Raw genomic sequence first — 16,495 nt, forward strand, 5'->3', positions numbered from 1 at the left:
GACCGCAGCGGCACGCAGGAAGCGTGCCGGCGCGCGGCAGGGCGGCGTCCGCCGGGGATGCGGGCGCCGCCCTGCGTTCAGGAGGCTTCGCGGTAAGGGTTGCGCGGATCCTGGGTCCAGTTGAGATAGGGCTTGCCGGTGTCCTGCGGCACCATTTCGATGCAGTTCTCCACCGGACAGGTGATCTGGCACAGGTTGCAGCCCACGCACTCGGCGTCGATCACTTCGTAGCGGTGCGTACCGTCGGCCCGGGGCAGGCTGGCGATGGCCTGGTGCGAGGTGTCCTCGCAGGCGATATGGCAGCGGCCGCAACCGATGCAGGCGTCCTGGTCGATGCGGGCGATCACCTGGTAGTTGATGTCCAGGTACTTCCAGTCGGTGGTATTGCCCACCGCGCCGCCGCTGAAGTCGGACAGCCGCTGGTAGCCATGGCTGTCCATCCAGCGCGCGAGACCGTCCTGCATGTCCTCGACGATACGGAAGCCGTGCAGCATCGCCGCCGTGCATACCTGCACCGCGCCGCAGCCGAGCGCGACGAATTCCGCTGCGTCGCGCCAGTTGCCGATACCGCCGATGCCGCAGATCGGCAGGCCGCGGGTCTGCGGGTCGCGGGCGATCTCGGCGACCATGTTCAGGGCGATCGGCTTCACCGCCGAGCCGCAGTAGCCGCCGTGGGTGCTCTGGGTGCCGACCACGGGGAGGGCGACCATGCGCTCCAGGTCGACGCTGGTGATCGAGTTGATGGTGTTGATCAGCGACACCGCGTCGGCGCCGCCGCGATGGGCGGCGCGCGCCGACTGGCGGATGTCGGTGATGTTGGGGGTGAGCTTGACGATCACCGGCAGCGAGCAGTGGGTCTTGCACCAGCGGGTGACCATCTCCACGTACTCCGGTACCTGGCCCACCGCCGCGCCCATGCCGCGCTCGGGCATGCCGTGGGGGCAACCGAAGTTCAGCTCGATACCGTCGGCGCCGGTGGCTTCCACCAGCGGCAGGATGTATTTCCACGACTCCTCGACGCAGGGCACCATCAGCGACACGATCAGCGCGCGGTCCGGCCAGTCCTTCTTCACCTGGGCGATCTCGCGCAGGTTGATCTCCAGCGAGCGGTCGGTGATCAGCTCGATGTTGTTGATCCCCTGCACCTGGCGGTTCGGTCCGAAGTGCGCGGAATAACGCGACGACACGTTGACCGCCGCGGGGTCTTCGCCGAGGGTCTTCCAGACCACCCCGCCCCAGCCCGCCTGGTAGGCGCGGACCACGTTGTAGGCCTTGTCGGTGGGCGGCGCGGAGGCCAGCCAGAAGGGGTTGGGCGACTTGATGCCGGCGAATTCGATAGACAGGTCGGCCATCACGCAGCCTCCACGTTGAGCATGAGTTGGGCGTGGATCGCTTCCGCCGCCAGTTTGCCGTGCTGCACCGCCTGCACGGTGAGGTCCTCGCCGAGCGCCACGCAGTCGCCGCCGGCGTAGATGCCGGGGATGCTGGTGCGCATCTGTCCGTCGACCTGGATGCGCTCGCCGTCGCGCCGCAGTTGCGCTGCCAGCGGATCGCCCAGGCTGGCGCCTTCGAAGGCCTGGCCGATAGCCTTGAAGATGGCGTCGGCGGCCAGTTCGAAGTGCTCGCCGGTGTCGCCCAGGCGACCGTTCTCCAGGCGCGTGCGGGCGAAGCGCATGCCGCGCACCCGGCCGTGCTCGTCAAGCAGTACCCGTTCCGGTCGGGCCCAGGTCAGCAGGCGCACCTGGCTGGCCTTGGCGATCTCCTGCTCGTGGCCGGTGGCGCCCATTTCCTCGAAGCCACGGCGGTAGACCAGGTTGACGTCGCGGGCGCCGAGCCGGCTCATCTGCACCGCCATGTCGATGGCGGTGTTGCCGGCGCCGATGACGATGCAACGGTCGGCGACGGGCAGGTCGAGCAGGTCGTCGCTCTGCCGCAGCTCGCGGATGTAGTCGGTGGCGGCGAGCAGGCCGGGGGCGTCCTCGTCTTCCAGGCCGAGGCGCTTGCTGGCGGCCAGGCCGATGCCGAGGAACACCGCGTCGTACTCGTCGTGCAGGGCGCCGAGCGCCAGGTTGTCGCCGAGACGCTGGCCGTGGCGCAGTTCGATACCGCCGATCTGCAGGAGGAATTCCACTTCGCGCCGGGCGAAGTCGTCCACCAGCTTGTAGCGGGCGATGCCGTACTCGTTGAGGCCGCCGGCCTTGGCGCGGGCCTCGAAGAGCACCACGTCGTGGCCGTGCATGGCCAGGCGGTGGGCGCAGGACAGCCCGGCCGGCCCGGCGCCGACCACGGCGATGCGCTTGCCGGTGGCCGGCGAGCGCTTGAACGGATGTTCGCCGAAGCCGACGTGGTCGAGGGCGTAGCGTTGCAACTGGCCGATCAGCACCGGTGCGCATTCCTGGGCGTTGTTGCGTACGCAGGCCCGCTGGCAGAGGATTTCCGTGGGGCAGACGCGGGCGCAGCTGCCGCCGAGGATGTTCGCCGAGAGGATCTTCTGCGCCGCGCCCTGGACATTCTCCTGGGCGATGCTGCGGATGAACCCGGGGATGTCGATCTCGGTCGGGCAGGCGTTGACGCAGGGCGCGTCGTAGCAGTACAGGCAGCGGGCGCTTTCCAGGGCGGCCTGGCGGGCGTTGAGCGGCGGCGCGAGGTCGGCGAAGCGCTCGGCGAGCGTGTCCGCGCCGGCGTCCGGACGGGGGAGGTGGTTCAGGGAATCGATCACGGTTGTAGCCTCTCTTCTGGTTTCTTCTCGGGGCAGTCAACGGCAATACGGCACCGTCCGGCCTCTACGGGCCGGTCCGGTATTGCGGGAAGGATCAGCGCTCGACGGCGACCGGGCGCTGGCGTTCGGCGCGGCGGCCGAGCACTTCGTACACCGACGGGTAGGCCGGGCGCTCCACGTAGCGTCCGGCGCCGGGTTCGGCGCGCAGGTCGCCGGCGGCCCAGAGCAGCTTGCCCTGGCTGATGGTGTGGCTGGGAATGCCGCGCACGGTGCGACCTTCGAAGATGTTGAAATCGACCCGCTGGTGATGGGTGGCGGCCGAGAGGGTGCGGCTGCCCTGCGGGTCCCAGAGCACCAGGTCGGCATCCGCGCCGACGCGGATCGCGCCCTTGCGCGGGAACAGGTTGAAGATCTTCGCGGTGTTGGTGGAGGTCAGCGCGACGAACTCGTGCATCGACAGGCGCCCGCTGTTGACCCCGGCGTCCCACAGCAGCGCCATGCGGTCCTCGATGCCGGCCGTGCCATTGGGAATCTTGCTGAAGTCGTCGCGGCCCATGGCCTTCTGCTCGGCGCAGAAGCAGCAGTGGTCGGTGGCGGTGGTATGCAGGTTGCCGGACTGCAGGCCGCGCCACAGCGCTTCCTGGTGTTCGACGGGACGGAACGGCGGGCTCATCACGTAGCCGGCCGCGGTGGCCCAGTCCGGGTGGCGGTAGACGCTGTCGTCGAGCAGCAGGTGCCCGGCCAGCACCTCGCCGTAGACCGGCTGGCCCTTGGCGCGGGCATAGGCGATCTCGTCCAGCGCCTCGCGGCTGGAAATATGCACCAGGTACAGCGGCGTACCCAGCGTCTCGGCGATGCGGATGGCGCGGCTGGCGGCCTCGCCCTCGACTTGCGGCGGACGCGACAGCGGATGCGCCTCGGGGCCGGTGAGGCCCTGGGCGAGGAGTTTCTGCTGCAGGTGGAAGACCAGTTCGCCGTTCTCCGCGTGCACCGTCGGCACCGCGCCCAGCTCCAGGCAGCGCTCGAAGCTGGCCACCAGGGTATCGTCGGCGGCCATGATGGCGTTCTTGTAGGCCATGAAGTGCTTGAAGCTGTTCACCCCGTGCTGTGCCACCAGCTCGCCCATTTCCCGGGCGACCTCGTCGCTCCACCAGGTGATGGCGACGTGGAAGCCGTAGTCCGCAGCGGATTTCTGCGCCCAGCCGCGCCAGGTGTGGAAGGCCTCCAGCAGCGACTGTCGCGGGTTGGGGATGACGAAGTCGATGATCGAGGTGGTCCCTCCGGCCAGCCCGGCCGCGGTGCCGCTGAAGAAGTCCTCGCTGGCCACCGTGCCCATGAAGGGCAACTGCATGTGGGTATGGGGGTCGATGCCGCCCGGCATCAGGTACTGGCCACCGCCGTCGAGGACGTCGCAGCCGGAGGGGGTTTCGAGGTTCTCGCCGATGGCCTGGATGAGGCCGTTGGCACAGAGCACGTCGGCTCGATAACTCTCTTCGTGAGTAACCACGGTGGCGCCACGGATCAACAGGGACATGCCGTCTTTCCTCGCAGGCTGACCGGTCGTTGCCGGTTCTTGAAATTGTTTTTTCGCCATGCGCCGAGGACTTTTGTAATCCTGTCAGCGCTGACAGGATTCGAATCTAGATGCTGATCATCGATTGAGCAAGATTATTTTCAAATGGTTGTTTGAGTTTGTAACTTATTGATTTTAAATAATTAAAAATAAATATCACCAAAATGGTGAGGGTTCTCACCATTTTGACGCGCTTGACAAGAATTCAAAAAGGTCGAGATTTCCCATGCAAAATCAGCCGCTTGAAAGCCGTGTTCGAACGGTTGTGGGGAGATGAAAAAAGTTCGCCTGCACTCCTTTGGTTCCTGACCGGGGCGACAGGCTCGCGCATTTCCCCCGGTGACACGCCGGACTGCCCGTCGGCGTGTCACCGACGTTGTCGATGAAGTGTTTCAGATCAGTCGGTTACCTCCAGTAGACCGGCCTGCCCAGTGACGTCGCGGGGTTTTCGGCACGCTTATTGAGTGCCGCCCGCCACGGCATTGTCCGGACCGGAGGTGCAGTACTGGTGGTGCGGTACTCCGGCCATCGCATTAGCCCGATGAGCGAATAGCTAAAAGAATTCTGGAGAGGCCCATGCAACAGAGCAGATCGGAAGTGACCGAGCGCGACGGCTTGGTCGAGCTGTCCGCCGGCAGCGACGTACTCGACAGCCCCCGCTACAACCACGACATCGCCCCGACCCGGGTGGAACAGCGTACCTGGAACAGGTGGCACATCACCGCGCTGTGGATCGGCATGTCCATCTGCGTGCCCACCTACACCCTCGGCGGCGTCCTCACCGCCTACTTCGGCCTCAGCGTCGGCGAAGCGCTGCTGGCGATCCTGCTGGCCAACCTGGTGGTGCTGATCCCGCTGACCCTCAATGCCTTCGCCGGCACCCGCTACGGCATTCCCTTCCCGGTGCTGCTGCGCGCTTCGTTCGGCATCATCGGCTCCAACGTGCCATGCCTGATCCGCGCCGTGGTCGCGTGCGGCTGGTTCGGCATCCAGACGCTGTTCGGCGGGCTGGCGATCCATCTCTTCCTCGGTTCGATCTTTCCCGCCTGGAAAGCCCTCGGCGGTACCGGCGAGGTGATCGGTTTCCTCCTGTTCTGGGGGCTGAACCTGTGGGTGGTGCTGCGCGGCGCGGAGTCGATCAAATGGCTGGAGACACTCTCGGCACCGCTGCTGGTGCTGGTCGGCCTCGGCCTGCTGGTGTGGGCGCTGCCGCACATATCGGTCAGCGAACTGCTGGCGCAGCCGCCGAAGCGCCCGGAAGGCGCCAGCGTCACCGGCTACTTCATGGCCGGGCTGACGGCGATGGTCGGCTTCTGGGCCACGCTGTCGCTGAACATCCCCGACTTCAGCCGCTATGCGCGTAGCCAGAAGGACCAGATACTCGGGCAGATCTTCGGCCTGCCGCTGACCATGTTCCTGTTCGCCGCCCTCGGCGTGGTGATGACCGCCGCCTCGGCTTCGCTGGTGGGCGAGACGGTTTCCGACCCGGTCAGCCTGATCGGCCACATCCCCAGCCCCGGCTGGGTGGCGGTGGCGATGGCGTTGATCATCGTCGCCACCCTCTCGACCAACACCGCGGCGAACATCGTCTCGCCGACCAACGACTTCCAGAACATCGCACCGAAACTCATCGGCCGCACCCGCGCCGTCTGGCTCACCGGTTTCATCGGCCTGGCGCTGATGGCCCACGAGTTGCTGAAGAAGCTCGGCTGGATCGTTTCCGACCTCAGCCTGGAAAGCGTCTACTCCAACTGGCTGCTCGGCTACTCCAGCCTGCTCGGGCCGATCGCGGGGATCATGGTGGTGGACTACTTCCTGGTGCGCAGGCAACGCCTCGACCTCGCCGGACTCTACCGCGACGACGTCTACCCGGCCTGGAACTGGCCCGGCTTCGCCGCCTTCGCGGTGCCGGTGGCGCTGACCGTCATGGCCCTCGGCAACCGCCAGTTCCACTGGTTCTACGACTACGGCTGGTTCACCGGCTCGCTGCTCGGCGGCGCGCTCTACTACGGCCTCTGCGGCCGCCGTGCGCGGAGCCCGGCGGCATTGGCCAAACCGCTGCCCTGATGGGCATACAGGCGGCCGGCGAGCCGCCGACACCTACTCCAAGCCTGAGGAGACGACAATGAGCACTGCCCGGAACGTCCTGCAATCCACCCAGCGACACATCGATGGCCAGCGCCTCTGGCAATCGCTGATGGATCTCGCCCGCCTCGGCGCCACCGCCAAGGGTGGGGTCTGCCGCCTGGCCCTGAGCGATCTCGACCGCCAGGCCCGCGATCTCTTCGTGCAATGGTGCGAAGCGGCCGGCTGCACGGTCAGCGTCGATCGGGTCGGCAACATCTTCGCCCGTCGTCCCGGGCGTAACCCGGACTTGCCCCCGGTGATGACCGGTAGCCACATCGACACCCAGCCCACCGGTGGCAAGTTCGACGGCTGCTTCGGGGTGATGGCCGGCCTCGAGGTGATCCGCACCCTCAACGACCTCGGGGTGGAAACCGAGGCGCCGCTGGAGGTGGTGGTGTGGACCAACGAGGAAGGCTCGCGCTTCGCGCCCTGCATGATGGGCTCGGGCGTATTCGCCGGGAAGTTCACCCTGGAGGAGACCCTGGCCAAGCGCGATGCCGACGGTGTCAGCGTAGGCGAGGCGCTGGACGCCATCGGCTACGCGGGAGCGCGCGATTGTCTCGGACATCCGGTGGGCGCCTATTTCGAGGCGCACATCGAACAGGGGCCGATCCTCGAGGACGAGGAGAAGACCATCGGCGTGGTACTCGGCGCGCTCGGGCAGAAATGGTTCGACCTGTCCCTGCGCGGCGTCGAGGCACACGCCGGGCCAACGCCGATGCACCTGCGCAAGGATGCCCTGGTCGGTGCCGCGGCGGTGGTCGAGGCGGTCAATCGCGCGGCCCTCGGCCATCAGCCGCATGCTTGCGGCACGGTCGGCTGCCTGCACGCCTATCCCGGTTCGCGCAACGTGATACCCGGCGAAGTGAAGATGACCCTGGACTTCCGCCATCTGCAACCGGAGCGCCTGGACTCGATGATCGCCGAGGTCCGCCAGGTGATCGCCGCTACCTGCGAGAAGCATGGCTTGCAATACGAGCTGGTGCCGACCGCCGATTTCCCGCCGCTGTACTTCGACCAGGGATGCGTCGGCGCGGTGCGCGAGGCGGCGCAGGCGCTGGGCATGCCGCAGATGGACATCGTCAGCGGCGCCGGCCACGACGCGATCTTCCTCGCCGAACTCGGTCCGGCGGGGATGATCTTCGTGCCCTGCGAGAACGGCATCAGCCACAACGAGATCGAGAACGCCAGCCCCGACGACCTGGCCGCCGGCTGCGCGGTGCTGTTGCGGGCCATGCTCAAGGCCTCCGAGGCGATCGCCGGCGGCCGCCTGGCGGCCTGAGTGGCGCTTCCATCGAGGCGCCGGCATCGACCGCCTTCTACACGGGGTCGGTAGGGCGAATAACGCCAGGGGCCTTATCCGCCGATGCGCGGCTGGGCCGGCGGATAACCGCGTTGCGGTTATGCGCCCTACGTCGCGGTTCTGCGCAGGGTACGGTAGGGCGAATAACGCCAGGGGCGTTATCCGCCGATGCACGGCTGGGCCGGCGGATAACCGCGTTGCGGTTATCCGCCCTACGTGGCGGTTCTGCGCAGGGTACGGTAGGGCGAATAACGCCAGGGGCGTTATCCGCCGATGCGCGGCTGGGCGGCGGATAACCGCGTTGCGGTTATGCGCCCTACGTGGTGCTGCGCGGGGTACGGTGGGGCGTTGTCCGCCGATGCGTCGCTGGGGCGGCGCGCGGGGCTCAGATCACCTTGCCGTCGCGCAGCCTTTCCAGCGCGGTCGCGTCCAGGCCGAGGAGCGTCTCGAGGACCTCGTCGGTGTGCTGGCCGAGGGTGGGCGGCGGGTTGCGGTATTCCACCGGCGTCTCGGACAGGCGGATCGGGCTGGCTACCTGCGGCACCGTGCCGGCCAGCGGGTGCGGTAGCTCCACGCGCAGGCCGCGGGCCTGCACCTGCGGGTCGGCGAACACCTGCGCCAGGTCGTTGATCGGCCCGCAGGGCACGCCGGCGCGCTCCAGGGAAAGAATCCACTCGGCGGTGGTGTGCAGTACCGTGGCCTGGCGGATCAGCGGGATCAGCACTTCGCGGTTGGCTACCCGCGCCTTGTTGGTGGCAAAGCGCGGGTCGTCGGCCCATTCCGGGTGGTCTGCCAGCTCGGCGAACTTGCGGAACTGGCTGTCGTTGCCGACCGTGAGGATCATGTCGCCGTCGGCGGTGGGGAAGTCCTGGTACGGCACGATGTTCGGGTGTGCGTTGCCCAGGCGCCGCGGCGGCACGCCGGTGGTCAGGTAGTTGAGGGTCTGGTTGGCCAGGCAGGCGACCTGCACGTCGAGCAGGGCCATGTCGATGTGCTGGCCGATGCCGCTGACGTCGCGGTGGGCGAGGGCGGCGAGCACCGCGGTGGAGGAGTACAGCCCGGTGAGGATATCGGTCAGCGCCACGCCGACCTTCACCGGACCGGCGCCTTCCTCGTTGTCGGCGCGCCCGGTGAGGCTCATCAGGCCGCCCAGGCCCTGGATCATGAAGTCATAGCCGGCGCGCTTGGCATAGGGGCCGGACTGGCCGAAGCCGGTGATCGAACAGTAGATCAGCTTCGGGTTGACCTGCTTCAGCGATTCATAGTCGAGGCCATAGGCCTTGAGCCCGCCGACCTTGAAGTTCTCCAGCAGGATGTCGGCCTTGGCCGCCAGTTCGCGAACGATGCGCTGGCCTTCCGGCTGGGTGAAGTCCACCGTCACCGACTTCTTGTTGCGGTTGGCCGACAGGTAGTAGGCCGCCTCGCTGGTGTCGTTGCCTTCGGCATCCTTGAGGAACGGCGGGCCCCAGGCGCGGGTGTCGTCGCCGCTGCCGGGGCGCTCGATCTTGATCACCTCGGCGCCGAGGTCGGCGAGGATCTGCCCGGCCCAGGGGCCGGCCAGGACACGGGACAGGTCGAGTACGCGGATATGGGAAAGGGCGCCGGGCATGACGGTTCTCGCTGCTGGGGGCTGGAAACGGAAATGGCCGGGAAGACGGGTTCCTTGCCCGTCTCCCCGGCGGCCGGCGCGCTACCGTGAAAAAGCGCGCCGGGGTGTTGCTCGGTGGCTCAGAAGAATGCCTGGATGCCGGTCTGCGCGCGGCCGAGGATCAGCGCGTGGACATCGTGGGTGCCCTCGTAGGTGTTCACCACTTCCAGGTTGACCAGGTGGCGGGCGATGCCGAATTCGTCGGAGATGCCGTTGCCGCCCAGCATGTCGCGGGCCAGGCGGGCGATGTCGAGGGCCTTGCCGCAGCTGTTGCGCTTCATGATCGAGGTGATTTCCACCGCCGCGGTGCCTTCGTCCTTCATCCGCCCCAGGCGCAGGCAGCCTTGCAGGGCCAGGGTGATCTCGGTCTGCATGTCGGCCAGCTTCTTCTGGATCAGTTGGTTGGCGGCCAGCGGGCGGCCGAACTGCTGGCGGTCGAGCACGTACTGGCGGGCGGTGTGCCAGCAGAATTCGGCGGCGCCCAGGGCGCCCCAGGAGATCCCGTAGCGCGCCGAGTTCAGGCAGGTGAACGGACCGCGCAGGCCGCGCACTTCGGGGAAGGCGTTCTCTTCCGGAACGAACACGTTGTCCATCACGATCTCGCCGGTGATCGAGGCACGCAGGCCGACCTTGCCATGGATCGCCGGGGCGCTCAGACCTTCCCAGCCCTTCTCGAGGACGAAGCCGCGGATCTGCCCTTCGTCATCCTTGGCCCAGACCACGAAGACGTCGGCGATCGGGCTGTTGGTGATCCACATCTTGCTGCCGCTCAGGCGATAGCCGCCGTCGACCTTCTTCGCCCGGGTGACCATCGAGCCCGGGTCGGAACCGTGGTTCGGCTCGGTCAGGCCGAAGCAGCCGATGTATTCGCCGCTGGCCAGCTTGGGCAGGTACTTCTGCCGGGTGGCTTCGTTGCCGAATTCATGGATCGGCACCATCACCAGCGAGGACTGCACGCTCATCATCGAGCGATAGCCGGAGTCGACGCGCTCGACTTCGCGAGCGATCAGGCCATAGCAGACGTAGTTGAGGCCGCTGCCGCCGTAGGCTTCGGGAATGGTCGCGCCGAGCAGGCCGGTCTCGCCCATCTCGCGGAAGATCTTCGGGTCGGTCTGTTCGTGGCGGAAGGCTTCGAGCACGCGCGGGGCCAGCTTGTCCTGGGCGAACTGCTGGGCGCTGTCGCGAACCATGCGCTCTTCTTCGGTGAGCTGCTGGTCCAGCAGCAGGGGATCTTCCCAGTTGAAGCTAGCTTTGGTGGCCATGCGTACATCCTCGTCAAGCGGTAGCGGAGGCTGGCGTGGGCCAGCCGGAATGGAAGCATCCTAAGAGCCTAGCGAATGGGGCGGCAAACGAGGAATTCGCACGCACTTGTGCTATTTTCTCACTCCGAGAAAATGAGTCTCGTATTTCATGCCCTTGAAGAGGCGCGAGGAGTCGTTACCTGGGCGTCATAGATGCGAAACTGGCACTCCGGAGTCCTCCATGCGACGCAAGATCCCTTCCACCGCCGCGCTGGTCAGCTTCGAATCCGCCGCGCGCCACGAGAGCTTCACCAAGGCGGCGGAGGAGTTGTCCCTGACCCAGAGCGCGATCTGCCGGCAGATCGCCACGCTCGAGGAGTTCCTCGGTGTCGAGCTGTTCCGTCGCTCGCGGCGCGGGGTCAAGCTCACCGAGGCCGGGCTGTCCTATAGCCGGCGGGTGGCGGTACGCCTCGACGCGGTGGAGCGCGACACCCTGGCGGTGATGGGGCACCAGGGCGGCGGCGCGATCGAACTGGCGGTGGTGCCGACCTTCGGCACCCAATGGCTGTTGCCGCGGCTCAAGCGCTTCCAGCGGCTGCACCCGGAGGTCACGGTCAACCTGACCAACCGCACCCGCCCGTTCCTCTTCGCCGACACCGAGTTCGACGCCGCGCTGTACTTCGGCGACGCCGACTGGTCGGGTACCGTCTCGCATTTCCTGATGCGCGAGAATCCGGTGCCGGTGTGCAGCCCGGAGCTGCTGGGCGGGCGTCGAACGCTGAGCGCCGAGCAGGTCGCCGGGCTGCCGCTGATGCAGCAGAGCACCCGGCCCTACGCTTGGCGCCAGTGGTTTCACTCCCAGGGACTGAACGTCGCCCACGACATGAGCGGGCCGCGCTACGAGCTGTTCTCCATGCTTGCCCAGGCGGCCATGCACGGCATGGGCGTGGCCCTCATACCGCCCTTCCTGATCCAGGACGAGCTGGCCGACGGAAGGCTTATCGTGCCCATGCAACATGCCTATTTGAGCGAGAATGCGTATTACCTGATCATTCCCGAGCGCAGGGTCGAATCGGCGATGCTCAATGCCTTCCGCGACTGGCTGGTGGAAGAGGCCAGGCAGTACCGCGAGGCCAACGGGCTGGGCTGAACGCGCAGGAACATCGGGTGGCGCAGGCAGGACGCGCCGCCCCCGGGACCGGGCCGATCCGCCGGGTCCCGCGGAGCCGCGGCGGCGATACCGCCGGGCATCCTCCACGACGGCCAGGATGGCGGCCGTGGGGCACCACACCAGGAGTTCACATGAATTTCCACACCCGCAAGTGGGTCAAGCCAGAAGATCTCAACCCCAACGGCACCCTGTTCGGCGGCAGCCTGCTGCGCTGGATCGACGAAGAAGCGGCGATCTACGCGATCATCCAGCTGGGCAACCAGCGCGTGGTCACCAAGTACATTTCCGAGATCAACTTCGTCAGCTCGGCGCGCCAGGGCGACATCATCGAGCTGGGCATCACCGCCACCGACTTCGGTCGTACCTCGCTGACCATGACCTGCCACGTGCGCAACAAGATCACCCGCAAGAGCATCCTCACCATCGACAAGATGGTCTTCGTCAACCTCGGCCCGGACGGCCTGCCGGCGCCCCACGGCAAGACCGAGATCACCTACATCAAGGACCAGTTCAAGGAAGACGAAGTCCTGCCCTGATCGGCGCGACGAGCGGCCGGCACCCGTGCCGGCCGCCGTGTTTCAGAACAGCCGGGTGAGCAGCCAGTAGAGCGAGGCCGAGAGCAGGATCGCCGCCGGCAGCGTCAGCACCCAGGCCATCAGCAGGTTGCGGATGGTCTTCCACTGTAGTCCCGAACCGTTCGCCGCCATGGTCCCGGCCACCCCGGAAGACAGCACATGGGTGGTGGATACCGGCAAGCCATACAGGTCCGCCGCACCAATGGTCAGCATCGCCACGGTTTCCGCCGAGGCGCCCTGGGCGTAGGTCAGGTGGGTCTTGCCGATCTTCTCGCCGACCGTCACCACGATGCGTTTCCAGCCGACCATGGTGCCCAGGCCGAGGGCGATGGCCACGGCGATCTTCACCCATAGCGGGATGAACTTGGTGGCGTCGTCGATCTTCCGCTTGAACGCCTGCAACTTGCCGCGGGTGTCGGCGTCGAAGCGGCCGACGTCGTCCTTGTCCATCAGGCGGATCGCCTCGGAGGTCAGGTACATGTCGTTGCGCACGTTGCCCATGGCTTGCGCCGGTACCCGCGAGAACGCGCCATAGCCTTTCACTTCCTGGCCGATCGAGCCGGTCAGGGCGGCCAGCGCCGGGATCAGCTCAGGCGATGCCTGCTTGCTGCGCACGTAGTCGGAGAGTACCTGGCGCGGATCGGCCGGCGCCGGTTGCGGCGCACTCTTCACCAGCGCTTGCTGGGTGACCTCGGCGACGGCGGCGAACTGCACCGCCTGGTCCGCCGGCATGGTGCGGTTCAGGGCGTAGGCCATCGGCAGGGTGCCGACCAGGATCAGCATGATCAGGCCCATGCCTTTCTGTCCGTCGTTGGAGCCGTGGGCGAAGGACACCCCGGTACAGGTCAGGATCAGCAGGCCGCGGATCCACCAGGGCGGCGGCGCCTTGCCCTTCGGCGCCTTGTACAGCGCGCGGTTCTTCACCAGCAGGCGCAGCGCCAGGAGCAACAGGGCGGCGCAGGCGAAGCCGATCAGCGGCGAGAGCAGCAGGGAGTAGCCGACCTTGGTCGCCTGGCCCCAGTCCACCCCGCTGGTGCCATCGCGCCCATGCATCAGCGCGTTGGCCACGCCGACGCCGATGATCGAGCCGATCAGGGTGTGCGAGGACGACGCCGGCAGGCCCAGCCACCAGGTCCCGAGGTTCCACAGGATGGCGGCGATCAGCAGGGCGAAGACCATGGCGAAGCCGGCCGAGGAACCGACCTGCAGGATCAGTTCCACCGGCAGCAGGGCGATGATGCCGAAGGCCACCGCGCCGCTGGAGAGCAATACGCCGAGAAAGTTGAAGCAACCCGACCAGACCACCGCGAAGTGCGGCGGCAGCGAGTGGGTGTAGATCACCGTGGCCACCGCGTTGGCGGTGTCGTGGAAGCCGTTGACGAACTCGAAGCCGAGGGCGATCAGCAGGGCCACGCCGAGCAGCAGGAAGGGCGTCCAGGTGGTGATCGTGGAACCGACGTCATCGACGTCCTGCATCAGGCTGTAGGCGCTGAACAGCAGTCCGGTGGCGAGCACGGCGAAGAATACGAGGGCGGTGAGGCGGCCGGGACGCTGCTCGAGATGGGGCTTGTGCGCGTTGCCGGCGGCACTGGCGACGGCGTCGGCGGGAAGGACATCGGAGGTCATGGTGCGGGTCCGCGCTGGGGATGACCGGCACATGATGGGCAGGCGATTGTGACAAGTTATGTCTTGCGCATACCGGCTTCGTCTGGCGAAGAAAGGACAAGGGCCGCGGGAGGCCGCCGGAAGCCGGATGGGGTCGGGCGCCAGGCGGCCTGCCCGCTGCGGCCGCGAAGATTAATGAATTCCTGTGGCGAGTGCCATCATTTCGTCGCTAAAAAGTTGGCATGTTGAGGGATTTGCCGATCCGGACACGCGCGGGGAAGGCGAGAGCCACTGGACTAGACTGAGAAGTGCGCGGCGGGGCCGGTCGCTTGCCGGCCCGGTGCGCGGGACGAGCGCCTTCGTCCCGGGGTGGCCCGGCCGGGCGGTCGGGGAGGTCGATATGCGGATGCCGTGCCGGCTCGCGCTGGCGCTGTTGTTGTGCTTCGCCGGCCCGGCCTGTCTCGCGGCCTCCGGCCCGGTTCGGGTGCTCTCGGTGGATGGTGCGATCGGCCCGGCCAGCGCCGATTACCTGGTGCGCGGCATCGAGCGTGCCGCCGAGGACGGCGCGCAACTGGTGGTGCTGGAACTGGACACGCCCGGCGGCCTGGACGCATCGATGCGGCGCATCGTCAAGGCGATCCTCGCCAGCCAGGTGCCGGTCGCCGGTTTCGTCGCGCCCAGCGGGGCGCGGGCGGCGAGCGCCGGCACCTACATCCTGTATGCCTGCCATATCGCGGCGATGGCGCCGGGGACCAACCTCGGCGCCGCCACCCCGGTGCGCCTGGGGACGCCGGACAAGCCCGCAGAGAAGCCCCCGGCGCGGGACGCCGAACCCATGGCGCGCAAGCAGGTCAACGACGCCGCCGCCTATATCCGTGGCCTCGCGCAGTTGCGCGGGCGCAACGTCGAATGGGCCGAGCGCGCGGTGCGCGAGGCGGTCAGCCTGGCGGCGCACGAGGCGGCGGCGCAGAAGGTGATCGACCTGCAGGCCCGCGACCTGCCCGACCTGCTGCGCCAGCTCGACGGCCGCAGCCTGCGCGTCGGCGAGCGCGCGCTTACCCTGGCTACCGCCGGCGCCACGGTCGAGCGCCAGGCACCGGACTGGCGCGCGCGGTTGCTGGCGGTGCTCACTGATCCCAGCGTGGCGCTGATCCTGATGATGATCGGCATCTACGGGCTGATCTTCGAACTGGCCAATCCCGGCATGGCGTTGCCCGGCGTGCTCGGCGGCATCTGCCTGCTGCTTGGCCTGTACGCCCTGCAGATGCTGCCGGTCAACTACGCCGGGCTGGCGCTGATCGCGCTGGGCCTGGCGTTCATGGTGGGCGAGGCGTTCGTCGCCAGCTTCGGCGTGCTCGGCATCGGCGGAATCGTCTCGTTCGTGGTCGGCGCGCTGATCCTGATCGATACCGAGGTGCCCGGCTACGGCATTCCGCCCGGCCTGGTGGTGGCCTTGGCGTTGCTCAGCGCCGCGCTGATCGTCGGTCTGCTGGGCATGGCCCTGCGTACTCGCCGGCAAGCGGTGGTAAGTGGCACCGCCGGATTGGTCGGCAGCCTGGCGACGGTGGCGGCGGTGGATTCCGAACAACCCTGCGCAGGCTGGGTGCAGCTCCAGGGCGAGCGCTGGCGGGTGCTCGCCGCGCGGCCGCTGGCGGTGGGCCAGCCGGTCTGGGTGCTGGCGCGCAAGGGCCTGCTCCTGGAAGTCGCGCTGGCCGATGAAGGAGGTGGATGATGGGTATTTCCTATGGTTTGGCGATGTTGCTGGTGTTCCTCGCGCTGCTGCTGTTCAGCGCGCTGCGCATCCTCCGCGAGTACGAGCGCGGCGTGGTGTTCCAGCTCGGGCGGTTCTGGAAGGTCAAGGGGCCGGGGCTGGTGCTGGTGATCCCGGCGATCCAGCAGATGGTGCGCATCGACCTGCGCACCATCGTCCTCGACGTGCCGCCGCAGGATGTGATTTCCCGCGACAACGTTTCGGTGAAGGTCAACGCGGTGGTGTACTTCCGCGTGCTCGATCCGCAGAAGGCGATCATCCAGGTGGAGAACTACCTGGCCGCCACCAGCCAGTTGGCCCAGACCACCCTGCGCGCGGTGCTGGGCAAGCACGAGCTGGACGAGATGCTCGCCGAGCGCGAGCGCCTGAACCTGGATATCCAGCAAGTGCTCGATGCGCAGACCGACGCCTGGGGCATCAAGGTGGCGAATGTGGAAATCAAGCACGTCGATCTCAACGAATCGATGGTTCGCGCCATCGCCCGGCAGGCCGAGGCGGAGCGTGAGCGCAGGGCCAAGGTGATCCATGCCGAGGGCGAGCTGCAAGCCTCGGAGAAACTCATGCAGGCGGCGCAGATGCTCGGCCGGCAGAGTGGCGCCATGCAGTTGCGCTACATGCAGACCCTCGGCGCGATCGCCGGCGACAAGAGTTCGACCATCGTCTTCCCGATGCCGATCGAACTCTTCGGCGGCAAGTACGCAGGTGCCGCGCCGCGGAACGAAAAGGCCGCCGGAGAGGAAGAGGAGAGGTGAACGCGTGCGG

12 protein-coding genes are annotated in these 16,495 nt (G+C 67.4%); 6 read left to right on the top strand and 6 right to left on the bottom strand.

All coding sequences use genetic code 11. The annotated features are described in order from the left end of the window. Positions 1 to 77: 77 nt before the first annotated feature. The 3 genes from preA to hydA all read right to left on the bottom strand — a co-directional run bounded on the left by preA (position 78) and on the right by hydA (position 4,253). Entirely contained in the window at positions 78 to 1,355 is a 1,278-nt protein-coding gene (preA, locus tag AC1RB9_RS02265; RefSeq protein WP_019484388.1) for an NAD-dependent dihydropyrimidine dehydrogenase subunit PreA, read from the bottom strand. Beyond that, entirely contained in the window at positions 1,352 to 2,719 is a 1,368-nt protein-coding gene (locus tag AC1RB9_RS02270; protein ID WP_481864881.1) for an NAD(P)-dependent oxidoreductase, read from the bottom strand. Before AC1RB9_RS02270 ends, preA begins: the two co-directional genes overlap by 4 nt. Positions 2,720 to 2,813: 94 nt before the next feature. Then, positions 2,814 to 4,253 (bottom strand): dihydropyrimidinase, encoded by a 1,440-nt coding sequence (gene hydA, locus AC1RB9_RS02275; protein WP_003099919.1) that lies wholly within the window; start codon positions 4,251 to 4,253, stop codon positions 2,814 to 2,816. 615 nt (positions 4,254 to 4,868) lie between these two features. Here hydA and AC1RB9_RS02280 point away from each other — a divergent pair. Both AC1RB9_RS02280 and AC1RB9_RS02285 read left to right on the top strand, forming a co-directional pair. Next, the gene (locus AC1RB9_RS02280; RefSeq protein WP_003084674.1) at positions 4,869 to 6,359 is read left to right on the top strand and encodes an NCS1 family nucleobase:cation symporter-1; all 1,491 of its coding nucleotides are present in this window, start codon (positions 4,869 to 4,871) and stop codon (positions 6,357 to 6,359) included. Between the two features lie 58 nt (positions 6,360 to 6,417). Further along, positions 6,418 to 7,701, top strand: coding sequence for a Zn-dependent hydrolase (locus AC1RB9_RS02285; RefSeq protein WP_003084676.1), 1,284 nt, complete (start codon positions 6,418 to 6,420; stop codon positions 7,699 to 7,701). Positions 7,702 to 8,107: 406 nt separating this feature from the next. On the opposite strand, the gene AC1RB9_RS02290 is transcribed toward AC1RB9_RS02285, so the two are convergent. Then, on the bottom strand, positions 8,108 to 9,331 hold the full coding sequence (locus AC1RB9_RS02290; protein WP_003099921.1) for a CaiB/BaiF CoA transferase family protein: 1,224 nt from the start codon (positions 9,329 to 9,331) through the stop codon (positions 8,108 to 8,110). Positions 9,332 to 9,450: 119 nt separating this feature from the next. Beyond that, positions 9,451 to 10,632, bottom strand: a complete 1,182-nt coding sequence (locus tag AC1RB9_RS02295) for an acyl-CoA dehydrogenase (protein ID WP_003084682.1) — start codon at positions 10,630 to 10,632, stop codon at positions 9,451 to 9,453. A 220-nt stretch (positions 10,633 to 10,852) separates the two neighbouring features. Here AC1RB9_RS02295 and AC1RB9_RS02300 point away from each other — a divergent pair, with 220 nt between their 5' ends. After that, on the top strand, positions 10,853 to 11,761 hold the full coding sequence (locus tag AC1RB9_RS02300) for a LysR family transcriptional regulator (protein WP_003109731.1): 909 nt from the start codon (positions 10,853 to 10,855) through the stop codon (positions 11,759 to 11,761). Positions 11,762 to 11,913: 152 nt separating this feature from the next. Continuing rightward, positions 11,914 to 12,318 (top strand): acyl-CoA thioesterase, encoded by a 405-nt coding sequence (locus AC1RB9_RS02305; RefSeq protein WP_003084686.1) that lies wholly within the window; start codon positions 11,914 to 11,916, stop codon positions 12,316 to 12,318. A gap of 42 nt (positions 12,319 to 12,360) precedes the next feature. On the opposite strand, the gene AC1RB9_RS02310 is transcribed toward AC1RB9_RS02305, so the two are convergent. Then, complete coding sequence (locus AC1RB9_RS02310) at positions 12,361 to 13,983, bottom strand: inorganic phosphate transporter (RefSeq protein ID WP_003163395.1); 1,623 nt, start codon at positions 13,981 to 13,983, stop codon at positions 12,361 to 12,363. A gap of 379 nt (positions 13,984 to 14,362) precedes the next feature. On the opposite strand from AC1RB9_RS02310, the gene AC1RB9_RS02315 reads away from it, so the two are divergent. Then, complete coding sequence (locus AC1RB9_RS02315; protein WP_003459283.1) at positions 14,363 to 15,694, top strand: NfeD family protein; 1,332 nt, start codon at positions 14,363 to 14,365, stop codon at positions 15,692 to 15,694. Then, positions 15,691 to 16,485: a slipin family protein gene (locus AC1RB9_RS02320; protein WP_003118835.1), complete on the top strand. Its 795-nt coding sequence runs from the start codon at positions 15,691 to 15,693 to the stop codon at positions 16,483 to 16,485. Before AC1RB9_RS02315 ends, AC1RB9_RS02320 begins: the two co-directional genes overlap by 4 nt. The last annotated feature ends 10 nt before the right edge of the window (positions 16,486 to 16,495 follow it).

It is taken from the genome of Pseudomonas sp. 20-5, assembly GCF_056782835.1.

Excerpts from the sequence above, each read along its gene's own strand:
- hydA (WP_003099919.1), bottom strand. The coding sequence starts at position 4,253 with ATGTCCCTGTTGATCCGTGGCGCCACCGTGGTTACTCACGAAGAGAGT.
- AC1RB9_RS02280 (WP_003084674.1), top strand. The coding sequence starts at position 4,869 with ATGCAACAGAGCAGATCGGAAGTGACCGAGCGCGACGGCTTGGTCGAG.
- AC1RB9_RS02285 (WP_003084676.1), top strand. The coding sequence starts at position 6,418 with ATGAGCACTGCCCGGAACGTCCTGCAATCCACCCAGCGACACATCGAT.
- AC1RB9_RS02290 (WP_003099921.1), bottom strand. The coding sequence starts at position 9,331 with ATGCCCGGCGCCCTTTCCCATATCCGCGTACTCGACCTGTCCCGTGTC.
- AC1RB9_RS02295 (WP_003084682.1), bottom strand. The coding sequence starts at position 10,632 with ATGGCCACCAAAGCTAGCTTCAACTGGGAAGATCCCCTGCTGCTGGAC.
- AC1RB9_RS02300 (WP_003109731.1), top strand. The coding sequence starts at position 10,853 with ATGCGACGCAAGATCCCTTCCACCGCCGCGCTGGTCAGCTTCGAATCC.
- AC1RB9_RS02305 (WP_003084686.1), top strand. The coding sequence starts at position 11,914 with ATGAATTTCCACACCCGCAAGTGGGTCAAGCCAGAAGATCTCAACCCC.
- AC1RB9_RS02310 (WP_003163395.1), bottom strand. The coding sequence starts at position 13,983 with ATGACCTCCGATGTCCTTCCCGCCGACGCCGTCGCCAGTGCCGCCGGC.
- AC1RB9_RS02315 (WP_003459283.1), top strand. The coding sequence starts at position 14,363 with ATGCGGATGCCGTGCCGGCTCGCGCTGGCGCTGTTGTTGTGCTTCGCC.
- AC1RB9_RS02320 (WP_003118835.1), top strand. The coding sequence starts at position 15,691 with ATGATGGGTATTTCCTATGGTTTGGCGATGTTGCTGGTGTTCCTCGCG.